Origin of the sequence: Bradyrhizobium nitroreducens (assembly GCF_002776695.1) — a bacterium.
Lineage (GTDB): Bacteria > Pseudomonadota > Alphaproteobacteria > Rhizobiales > Xanthobacteraceae > Bradyrhizobium > Bradyrhizobium nitroreducens.
Genome location: NZ_LFJC01000003.1, coordinates 233,682 through 258,313, shown reverse-complemented (window position 1 = coordinate 258,313; position 24,632 = coordinate 233,682). Strand labels below are relative to the sequence as shown.

The 24,632-nt window shown below is 65.2% G+C and carries 24 protein-coding genes and 1 tRNA gene; 19 read left to right on the top strand and 6 right to left on the bottom strand.

The features are described 5' to 3' along the window. Positions 1 to 35 precede the first annotated feature (35 nt). The 10 genes from TSA1_RS01300 to TSA1_RS01255 all read left to right on the top strand — a co-directional run bounded on the left by TSA1_RS01300 (position 36) and on the right by TSA1_RS01255 (position 11,995). Entirely contained in the window at positions 36 to 2,069 is a 2,034-nt protein-coding gene (locus TSA1_RS01300; protein WP_100174749.1) for an NAD(+) synthase, read from the top strand. A 30-nt stretch (positions 2,070 to 2,099) separates the two neighbouring features. Further along, entirely contained in the window at positions 2,100 to 2,483 is a 384-nt protein-coding gene (locus tag TSA1_RS01295; RefSeq protein ID WP_100174748.1) for a GrlR family regulatory protein, read from the top strand. Positions 2,484 to 2,939: 456 nt separating this feature from the next. Further along, the gene (locus TSA1_RS01290) at positions 2,940 to 3,755 is read left to right on the top strand and encodes a sugar phosphate isomerase/epimerase family protein (RefSeq protein WP_100180910.1); all 816 of its coding nucleotides are present in this window, start codon (positions 2,940 to 2,942) and stop codon (positions 3,753 to 3,755) included. A 28-nt stretch (positions 3,756 to 3,783) separates the two neighbouring features. Then, entirely contained in the window at positions 3,784 to 5,421 is a 1,638-nt protein-coding gene (locus TSA1_RS01285; RefSeq protein WP_100174747.1) for an ABC transporter substrate-binding protein, read from the top strand. A 1-nt stretch (position 5,422) separates the two neighbouring features. Next, positions 5,423 to 6,406 (top strand): ABC transporter ATP-binding protein, encoded by a 984-nt coding sequence (locus TSA1_RS01280; protein ID WP_100174746.1) that lies wholly within the window; start codon positions 5,423 to 5,425, stop codon positions 6,404 to 6,406. Then, the gene (locus TSA1_RS01275; RefSeq protein WP_100174745.1) at positions 6,403 to 7,389 is read left to right on the top strand and encodes an ABC transporter ATP-binding protein; all 987 of its coding nucleotides are present in this window, start codon (positions 6,403 to 6,405) and stop codon (positions 7,387 to 7,389) included. Before TSA1_RS01280 ends, TSA1_RS01275 begins: the two co-directional genes overlap by 4 nt. Beyond that, positions 7,389 to 8,318 (top strand): ABC transporter permease, encoded by a 930-nt coding sequence (locus TSA1_RS01270; protein WP_174718685.1) that lies wholly within the window; start codon positions 7,389 to 7,391, stop codon positions 8,316 to 8,318. The genes TSA1_RS01275 and TSA1_RS01270 overlap by 1 nt, the downstream gene beginning before the upstream one ends. Then, positions 8,315 to 9,175, top strand: a complete 861-nt coding sequence (locus TSA1_RS01265) for an ABC transporter permease (protein ID WP_100174743.1) — start codon at positions 8,315 to 8,317, stop codon at positions 9,173 to 9,175. Before TSA1_RS01270 ends, TSA1_RS01265 begins: the two co-directional genes overlap by 4 nt. Before the next feature lie 302 nt (positions 9,176 to 9,477). Continuing rightward, positions 9,478 to 11,328: a dihydroxy-acid dehydratase gene (gene ilvD / locus TSA1_RS01260; RefSeq protein WP_100174742.1), complete on the top strand. Its 1,851-nt coding sequence runs from the start codon at positions 9,478 to 9,480 to the stop codon at positions 11,326 to 11,328. A gap of 343 nt (positions 11,329 to 11,671) precedes the next feature. Beyond that, a complete protein-coding gene (locus TSA1_RS01255) occupies positions 11,672 to 11,995 on the top strand; it encodes a hypothetical protein (RefSeq protein ID WP_100174741.1) in 324 nt (107 codons plus the stop codon). A 66-nt stretch (positions 11,996 to 12,061) separates the two neighbouring features. Here TSA1_RS01255 and TSA1_RS01250 read toward each other — a convergent pair whose 3' ends face one another. Further along, positions 12,062 to 12,484 carry a hypothetical protein gene (locus TSA1_RS01250; RefSeq protein WP_145984258.1) on the bottom strand — a complete coding sequence of 141 codons (423 nt, stop codon included), beginning with the start codon at positions 12,482 to 12,484 and terminating at the stop codon, positions 12,062 to 12,064. A gap of 238 nt (positions 12,485 to 12,722) precedes the next feature. Here TSA1_RS01250 and TSA1_RS01245 point away from each other — a divergent pair. The 5 genes from TSA1_RS01245 (at position 12,723) to TSA1_RS01225 (ending at position 15,955) form a co-directional block, all read left to right on the top strand. Next, positions 12,723 to 12,812 (top strand) — tRNA-Ser (locus tag TSA1_RS01245). A gap of 1,056 nt (positions 12,813 to 13,868) precedes the next feature. Then, the gene (locus tag TSA1_RS01240) at positions 13,869 to 14,612 is read left to right on the top strand and encodes a DUF7168 domain-containing protein (protein ID WP_100174739.1); all 744 of its coding nucleotides are present in this window, start codon (positions 13,869 to 13,871) and stop codon (positions 14,610 to 14,612) included. Positions 14,613 to 14,808: 196 nt separating this feature from the next. Then, complete coding sequence (locus tag TSA1_RS01235) at positions 14,809 to 15,087, top strand: hypothetical protein (protein WP_100174738.1); 279 nt, start codon at positions 14,809 to 14,811, stop codon at positions 15,085 to 15,087. Then, a complete protein-coding gene (locus tag TSA1_RS01230) occupies positions 15,075 to 15,377 on the top strand; it encodes a hypothetical protein (protein ID WP_145984257.1) in 303 nt (100 codons plus the stop codon). The genes TSA1_RS01235 and TSA1_RS01230 overlap by 13 nt, the downstream gene beginning before the upstream one ends. Before the next feature lie 17 nt (positions 15,378 to 15,394). Further along, the gene (locus tag TSA1_RS01225) at positions 15,395 to 15,955 is read left to right on the top strand and encodes a hypothetical protein (protein ID WP_145984256.1); all 561 of its coding nucleotides are present in this window, start codon (positions 15,395 to 15,397) and stop codon (positions 15,953 to 15,955) included. Positions 15,956 to 16,156: 201 nt separating this feature from the next. Here TSA1_RS01225 and TSA1_RS01220 read toward each other — a convergent pair whose 3' ends face one another. Continuing rightward, a complete protein-coding gene (locus tag TSA1_RS01220; RefSeq protein ID WP_100180909.1) occupies positions 16,157 to 16,765 on the bottom strand; it encodes a sll1863 family stress response protein in 609 nt (202 codons plus the stop codon). 327 nt (positions 16,766 to 17,092) lie between these two features. Between TSA1_RS01220 and TSA1_RS01215 the strand changes: the two genes are divergently transcribed. Continuing rightward, positions 17,093 to 17,284 (top strand): hypothetical protein, encoded by a 192-nt coding sequence (locus TSA1_RS01215; RefSeq protein WP_100174735.1) that lies wholly within the window; start codon positions 17,093 to 17,095, stop codon positions 17,282 to 17,284. A gap of 49 nt (positions 17,285 to 17,333) precedes the next feature. Here TSA1_RS01215 and TSA1_RS01210 read toward each other — a convergent pair whose 3' ends face one another. After that, positions 17,334 to 17,558: a hypothetical protein gene (locus TSA1_RS01210; RefSeq protein ID WP_100174734.1), complete on the bottom strand. Its 225-nt coding sequence runs from the start codon at positions 17,556 to 17,558 to the stop codon at positions 17,334 to 17,336. Between the two features lie 254 nt (positions 17,559 to 17,812). Between TSA1_RS01210 and TSA1_RS01205 the strand changes: the two genes are divergently transcribed. Beyond that, positions 17,813 to 18,130: a DUF1476 domain-containing protein gene (locus TSA1_RS01205; protein ID WP_174718684.1), complete on the top strand. Its 318-nt coding sequence runs from the start codon at positions 17,813 to 17,815 to the stop codon at positions 18,128 to 18,130. A 19-nt stretch (positions 18,131 to 18,149) separates the two neighbouring features. On the opposite strand, the gene TSA1_RS01200 is transcribed toward TSA1_RS01205, so the two are convergent. Together TSA1_RS01200 and TSA1_RS01195 are read right to left on the bottom strand one after the other, a co-directional pair. After that, on the bottom strand, positions 18,150 to 18,620 hold the full coding sequence (locus TSA1_RS01200; protein ID WP_100174732.1) for a GNAT family N-acetyltransferase: 471 nt from the start codon (positions 18,618 to 18,620) through the stop codon (positions 18,150 to 18,152). 41 nt (positions 18,621 to 18,661) lie between these two features. After that, positions 18,662 to 19,252 (bottom strand): TIGR00645 family protein, encoded by a 591-nt coding sequence (locus TSA1_RS01195; protein WP_100174731.1) that lies wholly within the window; start codon positions 19,250 to 19,252, stop codon positions 18,662 to 18,664. 213 nt (positions 19,253 to 19,465) lie between these two features. Here TSA1_RS01195 and TSA1_RS01190 point away from each other — a divergent pair, with 213 nt between their 5' ends. Beyond that, positions 19,466 to 19,699 (top strand): hypothetical protein, encoded by a 234-nt coding sequence (locus tag TSA1_RS01190; RefSeq protein WP_430649791.1) that lies wholly within the window; start codon positions 19,466 to 19,468, stop codon positions 19,697 to 19,699. A 936-nt stretch (positions 19,700 to 20,635) separates the two neighbouring features. Beyond that, positions 20,636 to 21,562, top strand: a complete 927-nt coding sequence (locus tag TSA1_RS01180; protein WP_100174729.1) for a septal ring lytic transglycosylase RlpA family protein — start codon at positions 20,636 to 20,638, stop codon at positions 21,560 to 21,562. A gap of 69 nt (positions 21,563 to 21,631) precedes the next feature. Here TSA1_RS01180 and TSA1_RS01175 read toward each other — a convergent pair. Next, positions 21,632 to 24,632 (bottom strand): beta strand repeat-containing protein (locus TSA1_RS01175; RefSeq protein WP_161497308.1); only part of this gene is annotated, 3,001 nt, incomplete at its 5' end.

The window sequence follows — 24,632 nt, the reverse complement described above, 5'->3', positions numbered from 1 at the left end:
CTTCGGCCGTGAAGAGATTAAGGGTACTGCGCTCGATGACTTTCCACTCGATCTACGCTCACGGATTTGCGCGCGTGGCGGCCTGCGTCACCACCTCCCATGTCGCCGATCCCACGGCCAATGCCAAGGCCGTGCTGGCGGCGGCCAATGCCTGTCACGAGCAATCGGTGGCGGTCGCCGTGTTTCCCGAGCTGTGCCTGTCCGGCTATGCGATCGAGGATCTGGTCAAGCAGGATCCGCTGCTGGACGCTGTCGAGCGCGGCCTTGCCGGCATCGTCGAGGCCTCCGCGGGGCTGATGCCGGTCCTGATCGTCGGCGCCCCGCTGCGCTTTGGTCATCGCATCTACAATTGCGCCGTCGTCATTCATCGCGGCAACGTGCTCGGCGTGGTGCCGAAGACCTATTTGCCGACCTATCGCGAGTTCTACGAGGGCCGGCATTTCGGCTCCGGCGCCGGCATGGTCGGGGAGACCATCGCGTTCGGCGGGCTGCATGCGCCGTTTGGCGTCGACCTCCTGTTCTCGGCCGAGGACGTTCCGGGCCTCACCATCGGCGTCGAGATCTGCGAGGACATGTGGATCCCGGTAACGCCGGCCTCGGAGCTCGCGCTGGCTGGCGCCAGCGTGCTGGTCAATCTCTCCGGCAGCCCGATCACGATCGGCCGGGCGCGCTCGCGCGCGCTGTTGTGCCAGTCGACGTCGGCGCGCTGCCTTGCGGCTTACGTCTACTCGGCTGCCGGCGCCGGGGAATCGACCACGGATCTGTCCTGGGACGGCCAGACCTCGATCTACGAGAACGGCGTGCTGCTGGCCGAGGGCGAGCGGTTCCGCCAGGGCGGCCAGGTCACCACTGCCGACGTCGATCTCGATCTGCTCAGGCAGGAGCGCGCCCTGATGGGCACGTTCGACGACAATCGCCGCCAACGGGAGGCGTTCTATCGCAGGGTGACGTTCGCCTTGAGGCCGCCATCCGCCGATATCGGCTTCCTGCGCAAGGTCGAGCGCTTTCCCTTCGTGCCGAGCGACGAAAGCCTGCTCGAGCAGGATTGCTACGAGGCCTACAACATCCAGGTCGCCGGCCTCGTGCAGCGCATGCGCGCCACCGGCACCAAGCGCGTCGTCATTGGCGTCTCCGGCGGGCTCGATTCCACCCACGCTTTGATCGTCGCCGCCAAGGCGGTCGATCTGCTCGGCCTGGCGCGCGAGAACATCCTGGCCTATACCATGCCCGGCTTCGCCACCGGCAGCGAGAGCAAGACCCATGCGCTGGCGTTGATGCAGGCGTTGCACACGAGCTGGCAGGAGCTCGACATCCGCACCACCGCGACGCAGATGCTGAAGGACATCGGTCACCCCTTCGGCCGGGGAGAGAAGGTCTACGACGTCACCTTCGAGAACGTGCAGGCGGGCCTGCGCACGGATTATCTGTTCCGGCTCGCCAACCATCACGGCGGCATCGTGATCGGAACCGGCGACCTCTCCGAGCTCGCGCTCGGCTGGTGCACCTACGGCGTCGGCGACCAGATGGCGCATTACAACGTCAATGCCGGCGTGCCGAAGACGTTGATCCAGCATCTGATCCGCTGGGTGATCGCATCGAAGCAGTTCAGCGGTGACGTCAACCGCACGCTCGGTTCGATCCTCACCGCCGAGATCTCGCCCGAGCTGGTGCCGGTGGAGCCCGGCCAGAAGCCGCAGAGCACGGAAGCGTCCGTCGGGCCGTACGAGCTGCAGGATTTCAACCTGTTCTACACGCTGCGCTTCGGCATGCGCCCATCCAAGATCGCTTTCATGGCGCAGCACGCCTGGAAGGACGTTGCCAAGGGCGAATGGCCGCCGGCGTTTCCGAACGACCGGCGCAAGGCCTATGACCTCAAGGAGATTCGCCGCTGGCTCGAGGTGTTCCTGCGCCGCTTCTTCGCCTTCAGCCAGTTCAAGCGTTCGGCGATGCCGAACGGCCCGAAGGTCTCGGCGGGCGGCTCGTTGTCGCCTCGCGGAGATTGGCGCGCGCCGTCGGATTCGAGTGCGGCGGCGTGGCTCGAGGACCTCGAGCGGAACGTGCCGAACTGATCGGAGCGACGGATCGTTGGGGGTGACCTGATGTCGGCGGCGGATGGGGAAGAAGCGAAGGCGGAGGCCAGAGTCGTCAACGGCCTCTACATCTTCGACATCGAGATGCGCGACGGCAAGCGCGGTCAGGCGAGGGGTGTCGTCGTGCTCTGCGATGGACGCATCATGGGCGGCGACAGCTATTTCTACTACACCGGCAGCTACACCTTCCGGAACGGCAAGTGGCGCGGCGACATGATCGTCAACCAGCACACCGAAGCCGTCGGCCGAACGCTTGCCTTCGGCGGAAGGGAGGTCACCTGCGGCTTCTCGGGCGACTACTCCGCCGGCGGCGCCGAGGTCGAAGGCATGGCCCTGGTCGGCAAAACCAGCGTGACATTCACGGCGAGACTGACGCTGAAAGATGCAATGTGAGCGGGCTCCAGGGGCCGCCCTCCTGAAACGACAACGCGCCGCCCGGATGCCCCAGCCGGACGGCGCGAAGTTGCGTTCAATGTCAGAAAGTTTCGAGGTCCGGAGTGCCTAGGAGTCCGGACCTCGTCACCTTGCCCCAGCCTTCAATCCCCCGCCCCATGTGGTCCCCCAACCCCATGTCGCGCGATCAGAGGGTGATGCCCGTGGAAGTGGCCGCCGATCGATGCACGCGATGTACGTGACATCGCGATAGGATTCCATTCCGGATCACTACGGACACAGATACCGCTTGCCATGTGTCCGTTCGGCATCGACGCCGCGATCGCGATGGCCTGGAACGGGAGCGCGCCAGGAGATGTCCACATCTCCTCACGCTGCGGAACCTGCATTTCACCGGCCTGTCATTGAACTGGTCTAGCGCTGCTCCCGTCATCGTTGACGGTCAAGGAGCAAGCCATGTCGAAGCCGGTGCTGGGCGCAGCATTGTCCATCAAATCGATCCCCGCGCATCGCGACTGGCTTCTCGACCGCCAGCGCGATCTCGAGATCCAGGACTTCTTCCGCGCCGATCTGCTCGACGGCGACTGGCGGAGTGCTGCGACCGACATCAAGCAGATGCTGTCCGGCCATACCGGCCGGCTCGGCATCCACGGCCCGTTCTGGGGCTTCAAGATCGACAGCCACGATCCCATGATCCGCCAGGCCGTGACCAAGCGCCTGATCCAGGGACTCGATGCCGCCGAATTCCTCGGCGCGACGCAGATGGTGATCCATTCGCCGTTCACGACCTGGGACCACAACAATCTCGACCTCTATCCCGACAACCGCGCCAATATCGTCGAACGCGTCAAGGCAACGCTCGCCGAGGTGATCGCGCGCGCCGAGACCATCGGCTGCGAGATCGTCATCGAGAACATCGAGGACAAGGACCCGCGCGACCGCGTCCGCCTCGCCAAGGCGCTGGAGAGCGCCAAGGTCCGCGTCTCACTCGACACCGGCCACGCCAATTACGCCCACATCTCCACCGGCGCGCCGCCCGTCGACTATTACGTCGAAACCGCCGGCGACATGCTGACGCATGTGCATCTGCAGGACACCGACGGATTTGCCGACCGGCACTGGGCGCCGGGCGAAGGCAACATCCCCTGGGTCGCCGTGTTCCGCGCGCTCGGACGGCTGAATTCCAACCCGCGGTTGATCCTCGAGCTTCGCAATCACGACGACGTCCGCAAGGGCGCGGCGCATCTCGCCGCGCTCGGTCTCGCCGAATAATCGCATCATCCAGGGCAGGGCTACCGCCATGAGCAGATTCACCCGTCGCACCATCCTGAAATCCGGCGGCGCTGTCGCAAGCACGCTGCTGCTGCCGCGCTTTGCCATCGCGCAAGGCGACAACCGCCCGTCGGTGACGGTTGCCGTGCAGAAGGTGACCAACGCGAACGTGCTCGACGTGCTGCGCGAGCAGTCCAACGTCGGCGAGCGCGTGTTCTTCTCCTCGATCTGGGAAGGCCTGATCTCCAAGAACTGGCGCGGCAACCTCGAAGCCGTGCCGGGCCTTGCCACCGAATGGCGCCGCATCGATGACCAGACCGTCGAGGTGAAGCTGCGCCAGGGCGTCAAGTTCCACAACGGCGACGAGCTGACGGCCGAAGACGTCGTCTTCACCTTCAGCCGCGAACGCATGTTCGGCGAGACCGAGGCCAAGAGCCGAAGCACCATCCAGGCCTTCGAGAAGATCCCGACGCCGCGGCCGGGCAAGGAATTGCCGCCGGACGTGCCCGCGGTTGCCCGCCGCATCTGGCCGGACCTAGTGCGCGTCGATGCCGTCGACAAGTACACGGTGCGCTTCTACAACGCGACGCCCGACGTCACCATCGAGGGCCGGCTGTCGCGCTACGGCTCCGACATCATGAACCGCCGCGCCTGGGAGGAATCCGCAAGCTATCTCGACTGGGCGCGCAAGCCCGTGACGACCGGCCCCTACAAGGTCGTCGAGCTCAAGCCCGACGTGTCGCTGACCCTGGAAGCGCACGACGAATATTGGGGCGGCCGTCCGCCGCTCAAGCGCATCCGCTTCCTCGAAGTGCCTGAAGTGGCGAGCCGCATCAATGGGCTCTTGTCGGGCGAATACCAGTTCGCCTGCGACATCCCGCCGGACCAGATCGCCGGCATCGAGAAGAATTCGGCGTTCGAAGTGCAGGGCGGCACCATCCTCAATCACCGCCTCACCGTGTTCGACAAGAACCACGCCGTGCTCGCCAATCCCCTGGTGCGCCGCGCCTTCACCCATGCGATCGACCGTCAGGCCATCGTCGACAGCCTGTGGGCGGGCCGCACCCGCGTGCCGAAGGGCCTGCAATGGGAATTCTACGGCGACATGTTCAACGCCGACTGGAGCGTGCCGGACTATGATCCCAAGCTCGCGCAGGATCTGCTCAAGCAGGCCAATTACAAGGGCGATCCAATTCCGTACCGCCTGCTCAACAACTACTACACCAACCAGGTCGCGACCGCGCAGGTGCTGGTCGAGATGTGGAAGTCGGTCGGCCTCAACGTCCAGATCGAGACCAAGGAGAACTGGTCGCAGATCATGGAGCGTGCGCCGACCCGCGCCGTACGCGACTGGTCGAACTCGGCCGCCTTCAACGATCCCGTGTCCTCGCTGGTGGCCCAGCACGGCCCGAACGGCCAGCAGCAGCAGATCGGCGAGTGGACCAATGCCGAGCTGAACAAGCTCTCGGAGTTCCTGGAGACGTCGACCGATCGCGCCGCCCGCAAGAAGGCATTCCGCCGCATGCTGGAGATCGCCGAGCGCGAGGACCCCGCTTACACGGTGCTGCACCAGAATGCGACCTTCACGGCCAAGCCGAAATCGATCAAGTGGAAGGCCTCGCCCGCCTTCGCGATGGATTTCCGCGCCGGCAATTTCGAGGCCTGAAGTGTCGCCGCTGGTCAGCATCGAGGACCTGCGCGTCGCCTTCAGCGGCGTGCCGGTCCTGCGCGGCGTCGATCTCACCCTGCAGAAGGGCGAAGCGCTCGGCCTCGTCGGCGAGTCCGGATCTGGCAAGTCGGTGACCTGGCTTGCCGCGCTCGGGCTCTTGCCGCGCCATGCGAGGGTCTCGGGCTCGGTCCGGCTCGATGGCCGCGAGCTCCTCGGCGCACCGGCCGCCGAGCTCGACCAGGTCAGGGGCGGGCGCGTTGCCATGATCTTCCAGGATCCCGCGAGTGCGCTCAATCCGGTGCTGACGATCCGCAGGCAGCTCTCTGAAGCGCTGGCGCTGCACCGCGACCTTTCCGGCAACGCCGTGAAGGCGGAAGCGCGGCGGCTGCTCGATCTCGTCGGCATTCCTGATGCGGCACGGCGGCTGGAGGCCTATCCGCACGAATTCTCCGGCGGCCAGGTCCAGCGCATCATGATCGCGATGGCGCTCGCCGGAAATCCGGACCTGCTGATCGCGGACGAGCCGACCACGGCGTTAGACGCCACCATCCAGGCGCAGATCCTGGAGCTGCTTTCCACCATCCGCCACGAGATGAACATGGCGATGGTGCTGATCAGCCACGACCTCGGCGTCGTCGCGGAAAACTGCGACCGCGTCGCCGTGATGTATGCCGGCCGCATCGTCGAGCAGGCCCCCAGCAACCAGCTGTTCGCCGATCCCGTGCATCCCTATGCGCAAGGCCTGATCGGCGCGCTGCCGCCGCTCGACGGGCCGCGGCGGCGCCTCACTGCCATCCCCGGCACGGTGCCCGATCCCGCGCAGATGCCCGTTGGCTGCGCCTTCGCGCCGCGTTGCGCGATGGCCGCCGAGGCGTGCGGTGTTTCCGCGCCGAGCTTGGCGCCCATCGCCGATGATCGGGCTGTCGCCTGCATCCGCGCCGAAGCCTCGCGCCGCGCGCTGCTCGGGATCGCCGCCGAATGAACCCGCCGCTCGTCGAGGTGTCCGCGATCTCTCGCAGTTATTCCATGCGTTCCGGGATGTTCGGCCGAGCTGCGGCCGTGCACGCGGTCGATGGCGTGTCGCTGACGATCCGCAAAGGCCAGACGCTCGGCCTCGTCGGCGAGTCCGGCTCCGGCAAGTCGACAACCGGGCGCATCGTGCTCGGGCTCGATCCGCCGGACAGCGGCGAGGTGCGGTTCGACGGCAAGCCGATGGCCACGCTAGGGACGGCCGCATGGCGTGCGCAGCGCGCCCGCATGCAGATGATCTTCCAGGACCCGCTCGGCGCGCTGGACCGGCGCCTGCCGGTGGCAACGCAGATCCGCGAGCCGCTCGACATTCACGGCCTCGGCACGGCCGCGGAGCGCGAGGACCGGGTGCGCGAATTGCTGCGCGCCGTCGAGCTGACGCCGGCGCATGGCGTGCGCTACCCGGGTGCGCTGTCCGGCGGCCAGCGCCAGCGCATCGTGCTGGCGCGCGCGCTGGCCACAAAGCCTGATTTCCTCGTCTGCGACGAGCCCGTCAGCGCGCTCGACGTCTCGATCCAGGCCCAGGTGGTGAACCTGCTCTGCGACCTCCAGGCTCAGCTTGGCTTGACGCTGCTGTTCATCAGCCACGATCTGCGCGTCGTCAGGCAGATCAGCACGATCGTCGCCGTGATGTATCTCGGCCGCATCGTCGAGATCGGCAGCGCCGACGATCTCTTTGCGCGCCCCGAGCATCCCTACACGCAGGCGCTGGTCTCGGCATCGCCCGCGCCGGGCCGCCGCAGTGCCGGCCGCATCGTGCTGGCAGGCGATCCGCCGAACCCGGCGGCACGCCCGAAGGGCTGCGCCTTCCATCCGCGCTGCCCGCGCGCCATCACGCGCTGTGCGAGCGAGGTGCCGGCGCTCTCGGCCGTCGACGGTGACAGGCAGGTGGCCTGTCATCTCGTCACGGGCACGCAGGCGCGGGACGCCGCGTGATGGGACGCTATTTTGCCATTCGCATTGGCCGTGCCGCGCTCACGATCGTGCTCGTCGTGACCTTCGCCTTCGTCGTGCTGCGTCTCTCGGGCGATCCCGCGCTGATGATCCTGGGACCTGAGGCGCCGCCCGAGGTGCTCGCGGCCTTCCGCAAGGCCTGGGGCCTCGATGATCCCATCTGGTTCCAGTATCTCGATTACTTCCACGCTATCGCCAAGGGCGAGCTCGGCCGCTCCATGCGCGACGGCCGCCCCGCGATCGAGCTGGTGCTGGAGCGGATCCCGGCAACGCTGGCGCTGACGCTGCCGGCGTTTGCCTTCAAGGTCGCACTCGGCGTTCCCGCCGGCATCTACGCCGCGTTGCATCGCGGCTCCGCCATCGATCGTGCCGTGATGATGACGGCGGTCGCCGGCTTCACCGTGCCAAGCTTTGTGCTGGCGCTGCTGCTGGTTCTCGTCTTCGCCGTGCAGCTCGGCTGGCTGCCCTCGGGCGGACAGGACAGCTGGCGCCACGCCATCCTGCCGATCGCCACGCTCAGCCTCGGCGGCGCCGCGGTGCTGGCACGCTTCACCCGCAGCGCCATGCTGGAAGTGCTCGGCCAGCCCTACATCCGCACCGCGTCCGCAAAAGGCGTGCCGTGGCGCAAGGTGGTGACCTCGCACGCGCTGCCGAACGCGGCGATCCCGACCGTGACCATTCTGGGCTTCATGGTCGGCACGCTGATCGCAGGCGCCGTCGTGGTCGAGAGCGTGTTTGCATGGCCGGGAGTAGGGCGGCTGCTCGTCGTTGCGGTCGCCAACCGCGACCTCGCCGTCGTGCAATGCATCCTGCTGCTGGTCGCGATGACCATGGTCACGTCGAACCTGATCGTCGACTTCCTCTACGGCTTCCTCGATCCGCGGCTGCGCGCCAAAGGAGCGCACGCATGACCGACGCGACGTTGAAGGAAACGGCCAGCGGCCGCCGCATCAATCTCCCAGCGATTCCGGTCTCGGTCCTGCTCGCGATCACCTGGATCGTCGCGATGCTGGTGGTCGCAGCTTTCGCCGAGAAGCTCGCGCCGTACGGCTACACTCAGCTCGACCTGCGCAACCGGCTGGCAACGCCCGGCAATGTCGCGCACTGGCTCGGCACCGACGAGCTCGGCCGCGACGTGCTGTCGCGGCTGCTGGTCTCGATCCGCATCTCGCTGCTGATCGCCTTCGGCGCGACCGCGATCTCGGCGATCGTCGGGACCACGCTCGGCTTCCTCGCCGCGCATTTCCGCGGGATCGTCGAGCAATTCGTGCTGATGCTGACCGACTTCCAGGCCAGCATGCCGTTCCTGATCATGGCGCTCGCGGTGCTGGCCTTCTTCGGCAATTCGCTGCCGCTGCTGATCGGCCTGATGGGCCTGTTCGGCTGGGAGCGCTACGCCCGGATCGCCCGCGGCCTTGCCATCTCGGCCAACGCGCAAGGCTATGCCGCCGCCGTCCGCCAGTTGGGGGCGACGCCGCCGCGGATTTACCTCCGGCACATCCTGCCCAACATCGCCTCGACCCTGATCGTCTCGACCACGCTGGTCTTCCCCGAAGTGATCCTGATGGAGTCGGGCCTGTCCTTCCTCGGGCTTGGCGTGCAGCCGCCGATGACCAGCCTCGGCAACATGGTCGGTTACGGCCGCGAGTACCTGACCCGGGCACCCTGGATCATGCTGGCGCCAGCGGCCACGATCGTGGTGACGACGCTGGCGGTCTCCGTGATCGGCGACTGGCTGCGCGATCGGCTCGATCCGACGCTGCAGTAGGTCTCACACTCGTGTCCCGGACGCGCGAAGCGCGAGCCGGGACCCAGGAGGCCGCAGCACACGCGGCCACATGGGCCCCGGCTCTGCAGCGCACCGTCGCGCCGGACGATGCTTCGCATCGCCGGGATGACGCTGCGCTGCGTCCGGGGCATGGACCAGCCCCCGCGCCGGGAGCAGGGGAGCCCTGTCCGCCCCAAGTTCCCGTTGCGCCCGTTCCCCCCGTGCGCTATCCGGCCGGAAAGGCCTGAGGCGGCACCATATTTTCCCGCCCGGCCCACGCAAACCCGAGGACGGAAACCGCCATGCCAGCCTATCGCTCCCGCACCACCACTCACGGCCGCAACATGGCGGGCGCCCGCGGCCTCTGGCGCGCGACCGGCATGAAGGACGGCGATTTCGGCAAGCCGATCATCGCGGTCGTCAACTCCTTCACCCAGTTCGTGCCGGGCCACGTCCACCTCAAGGACCTCGGCCAGCTCGTCGCCCGCGAGATCGAGCAGGCCGGGGGCGTGGCGAAAGAGTTCAACACCATCGCGGTCGACGACGGCATCGCCATGGGCCATGACGGCATGCTCTACAGCCTGCCGTCGCGCGAGCTGATCGCCGACAGCGTCGAATACATGGCCAACGCGCACTGCGCCGACGGCCTCGTCTGCATCTCCAACTGCGACAAGATCACGCCTGGCATGCTGATGGCCGCGCTGCGCCTCAACATCCCCGCCGTGTTCGTCTCGGGCGGCCCGATGGAGGCCGGCAAGGTCAAGCTGCAGGGCAAGACCAAGGCCGTCGACCTCATCGATGCCATGGTGGCCGCCGCCGATTCCAAGGTCAGCGACGAGGACGTCAAGGTGATCGAACGCTCGGCATGCCCGACCTGCGGCTCCTGCTCGGGCATGTTCACCGCGAACTCGATGAACTGCCTGACCGAGGCGCTTGGCCTCGCGCTGCCCGGCAACGGCACCGTGGTGGCCACCCATGCCGACCGCAAGCGGCTGTTCGTCGAGGCCGGCCACACCATCGTCGATATCGTGCGCCGCTACTACGAGCAGGACGATGCGAGCGTGCTGCCGCGCAACATCGCCAATTTCACGGCGTTCGAGAACGCGATGACACTGGACATCGCCATGGGCGGCTCCACCAACACCGTGCTGCATCTCTTGGCGGCCGCCCATGAAGGCGAGGTCAAGTTCACCATGCAGGACATCGATCGCCTCTCGCGCCGCGTGCCCGTGCTGTGCAAGGTCGCGCCGTCGGTTGCCGACGTCCATGTCGAGGACGTGCACCGCGCCGGCGGCATCATGGGCATTCTGGGCGAGCTCGATCGCGCCGGCCTGATCGACACCGCGGTCTCGACCGTGCACGCGCCGACCATGAACGAGGCGCTGGAGCGCTGGGACATCAAGCGCTCCAAGAGCGAGTCGGTCCGCACCTTCTTCCGCGCGTCGCCCGGCGGCATCCCCACGCAGGTCGCCTTCAGCCAGGAGCGCCGCTACGACGAGCTCGATACCGACCGCGAGAAGGGTGTGGTGCGCGATATCGCGCATGCCTTCAGCAAGGACGGCGGCCTCGCCGTGCTCTACGGCAATCTCGCGCAGGACGGCTGCATCGTGAAGACTGCCGGCGTCGATGCCTCGATCCTGAAATTCTCCGGCCCCGCGCGCGTGTTCGAGAGTCAGGACGCCGCCGTGGAAGGCATCCTGGGCGGCAAGGTCGTCGCCGGCGAGGTCGTGGTCATCATCTACGAAGGCCCGCGCGGCGGCCCTGGCATGCAGGAGATGCTGTATCCGACCAGCTATCTGAAATCGATGGGCCTCGGCAAAGCCTGCGCGCTCGTCACCGACGGCCGCTTCTCCGGCGGTTCCTCCGGTCTGTCGATCGGCCATCTGTCGCCGGAAGCCGCCGAAGGCGGCAACATCGGTCTCGTGCGCACCGGCGACATCATCGCCATCGACATCCCGAACCGCAGCATCACGCTGGAGGTCTCCGACGAGGAGCTCGCCAAGCGCCGCGCCGCGGAGGAGGCGAAGGGCGATGCGGCCTGGCAGGCCGTGGGCCGCAAGCGCAACGTCTCGACCGCGCTTCAGGCTTACGCCGCGCTCACCACCAGCGCCGCGCGCGGCGCGGTGCGCGAGGTGAAGCGGCGTCCGAAATAAGGGCCTTGTAGCCCGGATGGAGCCATTGGTCGGCGTCAAGCGCCGAGCCGTTGGTGTAATCCGGGGCAAGTGCGAGACCAGAGGTGAGACCGGTCCCGGATTGCGCTACGCTCCATCCGGGCTACTCATCGGGTCGTTGCGCCAGCATCAATGGTCAACGAGTCCTGAACGGCCGGCTTGCGCCGGCCGTTCGCGTTAAGGATGCCTCCACGAAGTTCGGCAAAGCAAGGTTTTGCGGCGTATACTGCGCCAACCTTCGCAAATCCATTTCGGGCAATTGGGGCACCACATAATGTCGCGTACTCTTGCTGTTGTTTTCTCCACCGCCGTCGCTGCGATTTCCATGACGGGCGCGGCCTCCGCCGGCTGCTACAATTGCTACGCACCGCCGCCGTGCCAGACCTGCTACCAGCAGCAATACGTCGCGCCGCAATACCGCACCGTCGACGAGACGGTGATGGTGTCGCCGGGCGCCGTGGTCGCGCACCGCACGCCCGCGCAATACCGCACCGTGATGGTGCCGCAGACCGTGATGGTCGCGCCGCCCAGCGTGCAGTACCAGCGCATCCCGCCGCAATACGCCACGCGCCAGCGCGTCGAGATGGTCTCGCCGGGCTATTCGTATTACGCGCCGGTGCAGATGGGGTGTGCGAGCTGCGGGTACTGAGGCCGACGCAACAACGAGGAAATTCACGCGGCGCTCCCTCGGGCGCCGCGTTTTCTTTTGCACGGCTTACGGAATCGCCACCTTGTTCGACACGACTATTCGGCGCCGCAACCGGTCGGTGAGCGTAATGTAAACCGCCCTTGGCCGCTGGGTAATGGGAACCGAGAAAAAGAGCTGCGAGAGATTGGACGGATCGTTGAAGTCGCAGAATCCGTAGAGCCTCTGGCCTCTGGCGTTGTAGATGTCGACCCAGGTCCGCGACGCCGAGGTATTGAGCCCGCACGGCGGCAGCTTGGGCGATTCCGCGAAGAGGGCGGGTGAGTAATCGCGCCAGTTGACGACCGTCAGCCCGACAATGAGCGTTGGGCCAAAGACCAGTTGACCGGTAAATTGAAGCACCGGACGCGGAAACGGCTGCGCCACTGCAGGTGTCGCAAATCCAACCAAGAGCGCAACGGCTACCAGGAGTCGCTTCAGCCTCATCTTCATCCTCCGTCCATGGCGTCAACCCACGCTAGCGACGGGCGGCGGAAATCCTTTGATCCGGGTCAACGGAGAGGTGCGCTCCGCAGGCGCCAAGGCGTCTTAAACGATGGCCGCAGCAGGGCCTCGCCAAGTCCCGGGCGGCAACAACGCCCTCGCAGCCGCCCAAACTCCATCACACAGCAGCCCAACTTCGCGTTGCCATGCGCCGTCGACTGCGTTAAGCGACACCCATTCCATGCTTGGAAGGGTGGCCGAGTGGTTTAAGGCACCGGTCTTGAAAACCGGCGTGCCCGCAAGGGTACCGTGGGTTCGAATCCCACCCCTTCCGCCAGTTCTCCTCTCATGGAGCTGATATTGCAGCTAAACTGTCGTCATCTGTGGCGTGTACCCCGAAACCAGCCTTCAGCGCAGGGTCCATGTAATTTGACCAGCAACGCAATGCTGCAGCACCCGCTGAGCGGGATTTTCGGCGAGCAGTAGGATCAGATCGGGCCCATCCATCCCTACGGTTCGTGTTCGCGGCTCAGAAGCCAACAAAAAACGGTCAGCAACGAATGGGCGCTGAAGGCTTCATGGGCTTTATGGGGGCGGCGGCGGTCACGTCTTGACCCCGTTTTCCTTGCAATCTTAAATGGCATCTGATGAGGTCAGGAAGTCCGCGGCAGGATGATGCGATGTTGAACCGTTTTTTGGCTACGAACGCAGTGATATTGCTTGCAGTCTTGGGGGCCAAGACCACAGCAGTTGCCGCGCCGACTTCGGCACAACATGCAGCGACTGCGACGGGACAGGTGCTTTGCGACGCGAGAGGATGTCGTCCGGTAAAAAGTGGATGCCGGCTGGAATATCGAACCGGCATCGCTGGAGGTGCGGTACCCACGGGCGGAAACGTTGAGATCTGCCCTCGCCAGTCGGCTCGATAGAGAGGCGCGCGCTTCAGGCTGACGGGCCTCTTCCTTCGGGCCATCCAATCATGTCGAATTTCGTGGGCGAGCTGCGCGGATGGGCGTGGAGCGCGTGCGCAAGATGCGTCGATCCCGATTCGTCGACCGAAAAACGATTGTGTCCCTGGACCAAAAAACTATTGTGGCTCGGCTGGCTTATCCCGTTCATGGCTTTCGGCTTCGGCGGCTGCGCACGCGTCCATGCCATGGCACCTGCTTAGATAGTACCGAGCGCCCGCCACGATCGAGCAAACAGCGAGCAGGGTAACCAGCAGGATGATCATCCACCGTCTATTCGACATTCCATGACCTTCTGTGATGACAGCCTTCTACCAACCGCTGTCCGATATCCCGATCGTGAAGGCAAGGAGAAGATGTGGTGCCCATCCGCCACTCGATCCGACCGCGATCCGTCGGCCAGGCTTTCCCCGAGCAGGTGACCAGTGAATCAAACGTCCAGTCCAGCCGCGCTCGACAAGCTGAAGCTCCGCATTCAGGCGTTGCGCGCCAAGACGATTGCCAATGGCTGCACCGAGGACGAGGCGCTGTCGGCCGCCGCCAAGGTCGCCGAGCTCTTGGACCGCCACGATCTGTCGCTCTCCGACGTCGAGCTGCGCGCCTCGCCGTGCGAACGGCGGGTCTTCGAGACCCATCGCAAGAAGCGAATTCCGCTGGACGATTGCATCGGCGCGATCGCGCATTTCTGCGATTGCCGGGTCTGGCGCGAGAAGAACGCAAGCGGGGAGAACAGCTATGTGTTCTTCGGTCTCGGCACCGATGTCGAGGTCGCGCACTATCTGGCCGAACTGATCGACGGCGCCGTGCGCGCCGAACTCGGACGCTTCAAGACCTCGGTTGATTACGGCAGGTTCCGGCACCAGGAGCGGCATCTGGCCAACGCCTCCTTCGCGCTCGGGATGGTGGCCTCGATCGCGGACAGGCTGGTGGCGATCAAGGCCGGTCGCGATCAAGTCAACGAAAGCACCGGCCGCGGGCTGGTCGTCCTCAAGACCTCCGTGGTCGACGCAGAACTGGACAAGCTCGACCTCAAGCTCCGGACAGCGCGCAGCACCAGCCGGATGGTCTCGATGACGGCCTATGAAGCCGGCGGCGCTGCCGGAGCGTCGCTGGCCATCAATCCCGGGCTCGGCGGGTCCCGGTCAGGGGCCACTTCCAAAGGAAGCTGACCGCGTCGGGGGGCTTCGGCTGGAGCTGAGAGCATGGCGGATAACATTCCAGTTAGTCAGCTGCCCTCTGTCGTCACCATGCTGCTAACTTGCTCGAAATCGATCCTCTCCGGGGCGCTTTCGTGCGGCACCGCTGAGGTGCCATGGGCTAGGATTGGGCTAGAATTGGCCTCCCGATTCGAAAAGGACGTGAGCCATGATGCTTGGATCGTTTGCTGCGGGTGATGAGGTCAGATTTCAAGCCTACACGCAGGAGGCCGCGGAGGTCGATTACGCGACCGGCACGGTGCTAACGGCGTGCGAGGGCAGCCCACTCCTCGGCGAGTGGGTCGACATCGCATTCGGCAAGGTCATTCGCCGCGGCGTGCCAACGGGCCGGCTCGAGCTTGTCTGTCGCGCGCCGCAGAATGCAAATGATGCCCGCTGGACCGAAGATCTTCAGGCGGCCGATCAGGCGCGGGATTGGCCAGCCTGATGCAGCTCCCCCTTCAACCCCGCCTTGATGGCTACCGAGGAGCGGATCCAAGGAAACGCCGCGAGGCATCAGAGCACAATGCGATGGCGCAACGCATTGTCGACCACCTCAACACGCTCATCGCGAATGACCCGGACCCAATGCAACAGTACCACTGGTACGAAATTGCTCGCGATCTCGGACTCTCTCCGGAGGACGTCGAGTCTGCTGTCATGTACGGCGGGCACAACGGGATCACGGTCGACGTGACTGATGAAAATCGGCGAGCGGTAGCGGGCTACAAAAGATAGTACCGAGGCGGACCACAATGGAGACCTCCGAACCAGCCAGCGGCCTGTCGACGAAGAGCAAATTTTCGACAGCACATTACGCCGCGGTGGTATCGACCATCGCGCTAATAGTCTCTGGTGGCAGCCTGCTCTTTACGAAGCGCGCCTACGATCTCGCCGCGGCAAAAGACGAGCGCGAGTTGCTTGAGAAAGAACCAGTCGTCGACGTTCAAGTCGCGCCGAATGGCAAAGCCAGAAGCGCCGACCTCATCATCTACATTTTCAATCGCGGCGATATCAACCTCGTGCCGCAAGACATTACGGCCCTTCATTTGCTTGAGCACGGTGATCTTTACTTATCGGCCGCGCGCCAAAGTGTAGAGAAGCTTAGCACGTCCCTCAGCCTCAAATCGATGGGCGTAATTTTTCCCAAAAGTGCAGCAACCATGAAGGCAACTGTCTCAGGCGTGACCGACGGAAAGGACGATTGGCCGAAAACCGGGGTTGATCTCACGTTCACTCTCCGGGTACGGCTCGCCGACCAGGGCGAGACGTTGAAGACGATGAGCGTTACCAGAGAGATTAAACCGGGGCCTTGAGATGCGCCGCTGGAGAGTAGGTCTGTGAAGCCCGAACGAATACTGGCGCGCCGCTCTGAGCTTGGCGGCACGCTCTCCTGATCGTCATAGCCATGTACCTCAATGTCTCAGTGGCAATGAGGGCGCGTGAGCTACAGCCGTGCCACGCGCGCTCCTACATCCGTCCTATTCTAAGCGGGCAGGTTCGACGAACCGAAAGCCTCAGCTCTTCGGACTTGCACCCTTCAGCGCGTTCCAAGCCGCCTGGTTCGCTTGATCAAAGGCCTTCCGGGACTCGGCGAGGGCGGCGCTCAGGACCGACCAGGACTCGCTGCCGGCCTGCTTCAGCTTCTGCAGACGCGCCTCGGCCTCGGACGCATCGGATTTCATCTGCTTGAGCGCGGCATCGACATCGACGGTGCGGGCTGAGGCCACTTTGCCCGCGGCGTCGCGGAATTTGTCCGCGGCTTCGCGCCAGGCTTTTGCCTGTGCGGCCGCAACGTCCTTGAACGTGGCCTGTTGCTGCTCGAATTGTTTGCCGGCGCCTTCGAAATAGGTCTTCACCTGGGCTTCGAAGCCAGCCCACTGCTTTTCCAGGTCGGCCTTTGCCTCGGTCCAGGCGGCTTCACCTGCTTCGGCCTGGGTCTTGAGCATTGCCTGAAACGCGTCACGGCGCGTCGTCAGGTCGGACAGGAGCTGATCTGTCTTGACCTTGGACTCAGCTTTGGCCTGGCCGGCCTTGACCTCGAACGAGGCCAAGGCGGCATCCATTTCGTCGATCCGCTCCTTGGCCCAATTGAGGTAGAAATGCATGCTGCTCTGCTGTGACATGGCCGTCTCCATCTACTTGCCGGAGCTAAGACAGCAGAGCCTGGGCTTGCCCGTATTGACCTGTCTCAACGACGACGCTTTCCGAGCTTTGGGAACTTTCCATCGTGGGCGGATGTTCCGAAGATGGCGATCAGTTTCTGGTCCCGGCGGGCCAGAGGGTGCTTTTCGCGGACTCAAAAAGACGTTACGCCGCCGGGGACTTAGCTACTGTGCATGGGGTTGTTTTGCGATTTTTGTCGGGAGCGTAGGGGGCAGTTGAATTGGGTTCGGGCGATGCGCCCGGCGCGTCGTTGCGGAACTCTTTCCTCAGCTCCGCGTTATCTCGGCATGACTGGTGACCTTTCTTTCCGACGCAAACCCCTGACCCCCGAGCAGCGCCAGGCGCGCGATGCGGCACGCCGGATCGAGGCCGAAAAGGCCATGCGCGACCACGAAGAGGCGCAGAAGGCGTTCTACGCCAATAAGGAGCGGCTGAGGGCCGAGCGGCTCGCACGCGAGGCGGCGACGGCAAAGGCCTGACCGATCGCGGTCGGCGTGCCCTGGATTGATAGCCCGAGGATGACCGGAGCTAGTGCCGGTGGGAGACCCGCGTCGCGCTCAAGGCCAGCTTCAGCGCCTCAACGGCGCCTGCCAATGCGCCGCGAGGCGATTTGGCCTCGATAGCTTCCGCTGCGATGCGGCAATCGTCGGCGACCTTGAGCAATCCGCTTCGCGCAAGGTCCAGGGTGGAAAGGGCGGCCTGCTCCAGGCAGACCCGTTCAAGTCGTCGAAACTCCCGCAGCTCTCTGTTCATGCGTCAGCTCTCGATTTCCACGCACCCATGCGGCGCTGAGTCTGCTTAACGAATGGTAAATATCTTCCCTTAGCCGGTCTGGCTGGCCCGAAGCTGCTGGCTGCCGCAAAGGCGCTGGGCCTGCCACCAGCGCAGGCTTGACGCCGTTTGCCTTCCGCCGGAAAATTCAAATGATCCTCAACTGACGTGAATGACGGAGACGTTCGCTCCCAGCCAGTCCGATCCCCATCCGCGAAAACGCAATGGAGCCGACCATGACCACGTTCGACAAGCGCGAGCAGGGCTTTGAGGCCAAATTCGCCCACGACGAGGAGCTCATGTTCAAGGCGACGGCCCGGTCCAACAAGCTGCTCGGGCTCTGGGCTGCCGGCCAGCTCGGGCTCAGCGGCGATGCCGCGACGAGCTACGCGACGGCGCTGGCGACGGACCATCTGGAGAGCCGGACGATCGACGAGGTCCTGGACAAGGTGTCAGGCGATCTCGTCGCCAAGGGTGTGGCGCGCGAGCAGGTCGCCGCGAAGTTCCAGGAATGCCTGCATCAGGCCGTTCAGCAACTCGAAGCAAAGGCCTGAGCAAGGAGCGGTTTGCTGCTCACAGCTCCATGTACACGATCTCGATGGGCTCGCCGCCGAGGCCGTGCGAGAATTGCCCTCTGCCTGTGCTTCTGAAGCCGTATCGTCGGTAGAAGCCTTCCGCGTTGATCGTGGCTTCAAGACGGATCGGCCCCGTATGGCCCAGCCGCGCTTGGACTACGCCGATATCGAGCAGCCGCTGGCCGAGACCGGAGCCGGCCGCCTCGGGCAGGATGAACAATCGGGTCACCTCGCCGGGCTCGGCATCGACGAAGCCGACGACGACGTCGTTGCGAAGGCAGACGGTCATTCGTCCCTTGGCGATGAGGTCCTCATAGAAGCGGGGTGTCCGTTCGCCCATCCAGTTCTCGATCTGCAGCGGCGAATAGCATCCCTGTGCAAGGCCGGCGATCGAGGCTTTGGTGATGTTGAACACGGTCTCTGCGTCGTCCGGACGCGCCGGCCTGAAGGAGACGTCATCGGTGGACATGTGGACTCCGGATCCAGCAGGTGTACCGCAAATTGAGCGCGTCACTCGGCATGTTTGCGCATTCCGGAGTCGCTGATCTTGTCGACATAGGCGATGCCGAGCGCCGAGACGATGAAGGTGATGTGGATCAGCACCTGCCACATCACGCCGGTCTCGGTGTAACCGGCGCGGTTCGAGCCGAGATTGCCAGCCTCGATGAAGGTGCGCAGCAGTGCGATCGAGGAAATGCCGATGATGGCCATGGCGAGCTTGATCTTGAGGACGCTGGCATTGACGTGGCCGAGCCATTCCGGCTCGTCCGGATGGCCCTGCAGGTCGAGCCGCGAGACGAAGGTCTCGTAGCCGCCGACGATGACCATCACCAGCAGGTTGGAGATCATCACGACGTCGATCAGCGCGAGCACGCTCATCATGATCTGCTGCTCGGTGAGATCGAGCGCGTGCCAGGACAGATGCCAGAGCTCCTTCAGGAACAGCGCGATGTAGACGCACTGCGCCACGATCAGCCCGAGATAGAGCGGCAATTGCAGCCAGCGCGAGCCGAAGATGATCATCGGCAGCAGACCCAGGCGCGGCAGGGGCGGGCGTGGTTCGGTACGAGGTTCCGATTGGGGCCCAGGCTCAACCGACATTCAGGCAGCATCCTCGCAATCGCAACGATTTCGCTTTCATCTAGCCCGACAAGATGGCCGGCGGAAGACGCCGCGCTCCTCGGCGTCGGCGGATCGCGTCATTTCGTGCTAGCGTGCCGCGGCCGTCGCGTGGCGGCCCGGATCGGGAGGCGAGGCGTGATTCAGCGCGGCTTCGGCAGGTGGACCGGCGGGGTCGCGCTCGCCGGTGCGATCATGATGGGCGCCGGCGCCACGGACGTGTCGGCGACACCGCTGACGCCGTTTCGCTACGAGGCGCAGGCACAGCGTCATTGTCCGCAGGACAGGGTGGTCTGGCTGGATTTCCGGAAGGGCGTCTACTACCGAAAGGGCCAGAAGCGGTACGGCCAGGGATTCGACGGCAGCTTCGTCTGCCAGACCGAAGCCCGCGACGGCCGCTATCGCCGCTCCCTGCTGGGCCTGCGCTGAGCGGATGTGCGCTCGATCGTCCGACTATTTCTGACCAGTCAGCCTCATCGGGACGTGCGGGGAGGTGCTGATGACCCGGGGGCTTCCGTCGGGATAGGTGCGGTGTCCGCAGATCAGCGATTCCAGAACCAGGAAAAACTTCTCGGCAAGCATTTGCGTCACCCTCGTTGGTGATGGCCTCTTGAAATAGGTCGAGGCGCCGAACTCGGAAATTCAATCAACTAGACGGGAGCGCGACAGTACCGGTCACGTTGCGTGCTGCGTCGCGGTGGTGCCGCGGGTTGGAAATTCGGAAGGGGAGTGTGGCGCTCAGGCGAAGGCCAGTGCCATGAGGCTCGAGCAGAGCAGGACCAAACCGCCGGCGGTCAAGGCCAGGAAGCCGTCAGAGACCAGATCATGGTTGCGCATGGGACACCTGCCGCTCTCGTCTTCGATGCTCGGTCGGATCGATTAAAATTGTCCGAACGTGCCGTCTTGAAAGAGGTGATGCTTGCCTCTCGCGCGAGTGCCGTCAGGCCCTCGTGCGGTAGCCTTCAAACGCATGGGCCAGGAAGATCCCCGCGCTTACCAAGCCCATCAGTGCCGAAACCGTCTCGATCATCGTTAAATTCCAAATCCCGCCCTTGCATCCGAGAGAACGCGTGCGGCCTTGCACAGTCAAAAGAATTCCAGTGAAGCCGGCGACAATGGGGGTGGAGTGAGGATTTGGCGCAACAGAATGTCCGGGATGTTCCGTAGAACAACGGAAAAATGCGAACGTCCCGTTTACCATCCCGGCGGGATCGCTGCGCGCTCCCCATTTCCGCCGTGTTCGGGTTGCGTTATCGTTACCGCTTCCAGCGCGGTGGTGGGCCGCCTCGGATCAAAGGACCGGACGGGCTGCGCCGCTGCCAAGGCGGATTGGGCAGACCTCCGACGGAATGGTATTTGGGGCGAATGGGGATCCGACGGTCAGATTCGGTTTTGCGGGCCGCGCGCGGTGTTGCGGCGGTCGCAACCTGCGTTGCGCTTGCCAATTGCGCCTCCTCCAACAAATTCGCCAACCGCGTCGATCCGAAATACGGCGTGTCCTCGAGCCCCCGGGTGGTCGCTTTCGGCGAGCCGGTCCCAAAGGGCGGCGGCACCTACCGCGTCGGCAAGCCCTATGTCGTGGCGGGCAGGACCTACGTTCCGGAGGAAGACGTCAACTACCGCGCTGAGGGCATGGCGTCCTGGTACGGCGATGACTTCCACGGCCGCCTGACCGCCAATGGCGAGGTCTTCGACATGACGTCGCTGACCGCGGCGCATCCGACCCTGCCGATGCCGTCCTACGCCCGCGTCACCAACATCTCGAACGGCAAGTCGCTGATCGTCCGCGTCAATGACCGCGGGCCCTATCACGGCAACCGGCTCATCGACGTCTCGAACAAGGCCGCCGAACTCCTTGAATTCAAAGGAAATGGTGTCGCCAAGGTCCGTGTCGAATATGTCGGCCGGGCGCCGCTCGAAGGCTCCGACGACCGCCAGCTCCTGGCGACCCTGCGCACCGGCGTTCCGGCGCCATCGCCCTCGATGGTCCGGGTCGCCTCGGCAAGACCCTTCGTGCTGGAATTGCCGGGATCGAGCCGCGGTGCCATTCGCGGCGACGTGCCGATGCCGGAGGGGCGGCCCTATAATCTCGGCAACACCTCCGCCGACATGGCCTCGCTCAATGCGACCTCGGAAATGTCGGCCTCGAGCCGCAGCCGGGGCCGGGCGCTCCAGAACGCCCGCGCGGTATCCTATGACACGGACGGCCGCTACGCCGCCGAGAGCGCGTCCTCATCGGCCGACGGCGCCGCCGAGGCCCGCAGCATCCTGAGCGGCCGCGGCCTTTACTAGCCGCAGGCACCAAGCAAGCAGATCTGGCTGGCGGCGTCGCGCGCGCCGGTTCGTCGTCATCTCCCGGGATCAGAACGGGATGCGTGCGCGTCCCGAGAACGTCCATATCTGCGTGTTGCCGCCGATGCCGCCGAGCTCGGCGCCGAAGCCGACCGTGGCCCCACTCGCCAGCCTGGCACCGATGCCGCCCGTAACCCGCGCCGACCAGCCCTGGAGCAGCGGTGTGGACGCCAGCGGTATGCCACCCGCAGCGACGATCGCGGCCGCGTCGTCCTGGGTGAAGTAGTAGTCGGCATAGACGCCGGCATACGGCGCCAGCAGCACACTATCGAGCCACGGCACAGGATAGGAGATCCTGTTGCCCGCAGACGCACGGCCGCTCGAGAAGGTGCGGGCAGCCTGCTGGGTGCCGAGCGAATCGACATAGGCATTCTCATGCTCCCACAGCGCGTACACCTTGGCCGACGGCTCGATCGTGAAATTGGCCCAATTGTAGGTGCCGGTGAAGCCGGTCGCGAACATCCAGCGATTGCCGTTGAAATTGCCCTGGGCCGTGCCGGCGGTGCCGTCATAGCCGATGCCGGAATAGGTCACCGCCACGTCGTAGCGCAGCGTCGGGATGATCTTCCAGCCGAGATAGGCGCCGACAGTCCAGCCGTCGCCCTTCAGCTTCCCGTTGATGTCGGTCTGGGTGTAGCTGAAGTTCTCGTAGCCGCCGGTCACACCGACCAGCAGGTTCGGCGCCGCCCGATAGGTCAGGCCGGACAGCAGGTTGATCTGCTGGCCGTAGAGCGTGGCCTGGGTTGCCCCCTGACCGATATTACCGGACGAGCCCCATCGGTCGATGCCGGTGCCGCGCACGTCGATCCAGAACAGCCAGTCCTTTTGCTGCTTGAAGCGCGCGACCGGCGCCTTGGTCGGCGCAGCCCGGTCGATGGCGGCGAAGGCGTCGTCGATCCGCGAGGCGCCGCGCGTGGCGCGGCCGCCCCGGCCGGAGCTTTCCCTCCCGGCATAGGCATTGGCGCTTTGGGACGCGGACTGGGGTTTGCCGTCATCCTCGTCACCGTCAGGCGCGGCGGCGAAGTTGACGCGCAGCCCGCCGGCGCCCGGCATGACGTATTGCCCGCCACTGCTGAACCCTTCCGAGATCGCGGTGTCGATCGCGCCGGAGATCGCCTGGCCGGAGTTTTGCGCCACCACCTTGGTGACGTTGAGCTGGAGCGCGCGCAGCCTGGCGCTGTCGGCGGGAATGTCGACTGACTGGGTCAGCGCCGGGGATGTCGAGGCATTGAAGGCGGGACTGCCGTTGTAGGTCGCCGTCATCGTGTGATTGCCGACGACGAGCGTCGTGGTTGCCAAGGTGGCGATGCCGGCTGACAATGTGGACGTGCCGATCGGTGTCGTGCCGTCGAAAAACGTCACCGTTCCCGTCGGCGTCCCGCCCAAGCTGTTTACGTTTGCCGTGAACGTCACCGACTCACCGTAGCTGCTCGGGTTCTTCGAGGAGGTGAGGGCCGTCGCCGTCGTGGCGGACAGATAAGTGAACCTGTCTGCGGCCGAGGTGGGCGATGTGCCACCGCCTGTCGTCACGGTGACGTCGACCGTGCCGGCGCCGGGCGGCGATGTCGCCGTGATCGACGTTGCCGAGTTCACCGTGAAGCTCGTTGCATTGTTGGGGCCGAATTTCACTGCGGTGGTGCCGGTGAAACCGGTTCCCGCGATCGCCACTGACGTGCCGCCGACCGCCGATCCGGAGGTCGGCGCAATCGAGGTCACGGACGGTGCGGGCGTGTAGCTGAATTGATCCGATGCCGATGTGGCTGATGTTCCGCCCGGTGTCGTTACGGTCACATCGACGATGCCGGTGCCGGTGGGCGAGGTTGCCGTAATCGAGGTTGCCGAATTGACCGTGAAGCTCGCGGCATTGGTTGCGCCGAACTTCACGGCGGTCGCACCCGACAGTGCAGAACCGGTGATCGTGACAGAGGTGCCGCCCGCTGCAGGCCCTGCGTTCGGCGAAACCGACGTGACTGCCGGCGCTGCGGCGTAGCTGAACTGGTCGGCAGCCGAGGTGGCCGACGTCCCACCTGGCGTCGTCACCGTGACGTCAACCGTGCCGGTGCCGGCAGGGGACGTGGCGGTGATCGAGGTCGAGGAGTTGACCGTGAAGCCGGTCGCATTCGTCGCGCCGAACTTCACGGCTGTCGTGCCGGTGAAGTTGGTGCCTGTGACGGTCACAGACGTTCCGCCGGCGAGCGGGCCAGCGGTCGGCGAAATCGACGTCACCGTCGGCGTGCCGAAATAGGTGAACTGGTCGGCCGCCGAAGTCGCGGACGTGCCGCCCGTCGTCGTCACCCTGACGTCCACGACACCGGCCCCGGCCGGCGAGGTCGCGGTGATCGATGTCGCGGAATTGACCGTGAAGCCCGTCGCAGCCGTTGCGCCGAAGGTCACGGCTGCGGCGCCCGTGAGGTTGGTGCCTGTGATGGTCACCGATGTGCCGCCCACCGCCGGGCCCGATGTCGGCGAGATCGAGGTGACGGTCGGCGAGGGGATATAGGTGAACTGGTCCGCAGCAGAGGTCGCTGAGGTACCGCCGGCGGTCGTCACCCCGATGTCAACCGTGCCGGTGCCGGCCGGCGATGTGGCCGTGATCTGGGTCGCCGAATTGACGGTGAAGCCGGTCGCCGGCGTTGCGCCGAAGGTCACGGCCGTTGCACCGGAGAAGTTGGTGCCGGTGACGGTGACGGTGGTGCCGCCCGCACCCGGACCCGACGTCGGTGAGATCGAGGTGACGGTTGGTGCTGCGACGTAGGTGAATTGGTCGGCGGCGGAGGTCGCCGACGTGCCGCCCGTAGTCGTCACCCTGATATCAACCGTGCCGGTACCGGCGGGGGACGTGGCGGTGATCGAGGTCGCCGAATTGACCGTGAAGCCAGTTGCCGCCGTTGCTCCGAACGTGACCGCGCTCGCGCCGGAAAGGTTCGTGCCGGTGATGACCACGGTCGTGCCGCCGGTCTGCGGACCAGCCGTCGGCGAGATCGATGTGACTGTCGGCGTGCCGACATAG

What these genes read in the sequence shown, in the direction of transcription:
- TSA1_RS01300 (WP_100174749.1), top strand. Translation starts at nt 36, where the DNA reads ATGACTTTCCACTCGATCTACGCTCACGGATTTGCGCGCGTGGCGGCC.
- TSA1_RS01295 (WP_100174748.1), top strand. Translation starts at nt 2,100, where the DNA reads ATGTCGGCGGCGGATGGGGAAGAAGCGAAGGCGGAGGCCAGAGTCGTC.
- TSA1_RS01290 (WP_100180910.1), top strand. Translation starts at nt 2,940, where the DNA reads ATGTCGAAGCCGGTGCTGGGCGCAGCATTGTCCATCAAATCGATCCCC.
- TSA1_RS01285 (WP_100174747.1), top strand. Translation starts at nt 3,784, where the DNA reads ATGAGCAGATTCACCCGTCGCACCATCCTGAAATCCGGCGGCGCTGTC.
- TSA1_RS01275 (WP_100174745.1), top strand. Translation starts at nt 6,403, where the DNA reads ATGAACCCGCCGCTCGTCGAGGTGTCCGCGATCTCTCGCAGTTATTCC.
- TSA1_RS01270 (WP_174718685.1), top strand. Translation starts at nt 7,389, where the DNA reads ATGGGACGCTATTTTGCCATTCGCATTGGCCGTGCCGCGCTCACGATC.
- TSA1_RS01265 (WP_100174743.1), top strand. Translation starts at nt 8,315, where the DNA reads ATGACCGACGCGACGTTGAAGGAAACGGCCAGCGGCCGCCGCATCAAT.
- ilvD (WP_100174742.1), top strand. Translation starts at nt 9,478, where the DNA reads ATGCCAGCCTATCGCTCCCGCACCACCACTCACGGCCGCAACATGGCG.
- TSA1_RS01255 (WP_100174741.1), top strand. Translation starts at nt 11,672, where the DNA reads ATGACGGGCGCGGCCTCCGCCGGCTGCTACAATTGCTACGCACCGCCG.
- TSA1_RS01250 (WP_145984258.1), bottom strand. Translation starts at nt 12,484, where the DNA reads ATGAAGATGAGGCTGAAGCGACTCCTGGTAGCCGTTGCGCTCTTGGTT.
- TSA1_RS01235 (WP_100174738.1), top strand. Translation starts at nt 14,809, where the DNA reads ATGATGCTTGGATCGTTTGCTGCGGGTGATGAGGTCAGATTTCAAGCC.
- TSA1_RS01225 (WP_145984256.1), top strand. Translation starts at nt 15,395, where the DNA reads ATGGAGACCTCCGAACCAGCCAGCGGCCTGTCGACGAAGAGCAAATTT.
- TSA1_RS01220 (WP_100180909.1), bottom strand. Translation starts at nt 16,765, where the DNA reads ATGTCACAGCAGAGCAGCATGCATTTCTACCTCAATTGGGCCAAGGAG.
- TSA1_RS01215 (WP_100174735.1), top strand. Translation starts at nt 17,093, where the DNA reads ATGACTGGTGACCTTTCTTTCCGACGCAAACCCCTGACCCCCGAGCAG.
- TSA1_RS01210 (WP_100174734.1), bottom strand. Translation starts at nt 17,558, where the DNA reads ATGAACAGAGAGCTGCGGGAGTTTCGACGACTTGAACGGGTCTGCCTG.
- TSA1_RS01205 (WP_174718684.1), top strand. Translation starts at nt 17,813, where the DNA reads ATGACCACGTTCGACAAGCGCGAGCAGGGCTTTGAGGCCAAATTCGCC.
- TSA1_RS01200 (WP_100174732.1), bottom strand. Translation starts at nt 18,620, where the DNA reads ATGTCCACCGATGACGTCTCCTTCAGGCCGGCGCGTCCGGACGACGCA.
- TSA1_RS01195 (WP_100174731.1), bottom strand. Translation starts at nt 19,252, where the DNA reads ATGTCGGTTGAGCCTGGGCCCCAATCGGAACCTCGTACCGAACCACGC.
- TSA1_RS01190 (WP_430649791.1), top strand. Translation starts at nt 19,466, where the DNA reads ATGATGGGCGCCGGCGCCACGGACGTGTCGGCGACACCGCTGACGCCG.
- TSA1_RS01180 (WP_100174729.1), top strand. Translation starts at nt 20,636, where the DNA reads ATGGGGATCCGACGGTCAGATTCGGTTTTGCGGGCCGCGCGCGGTGTT.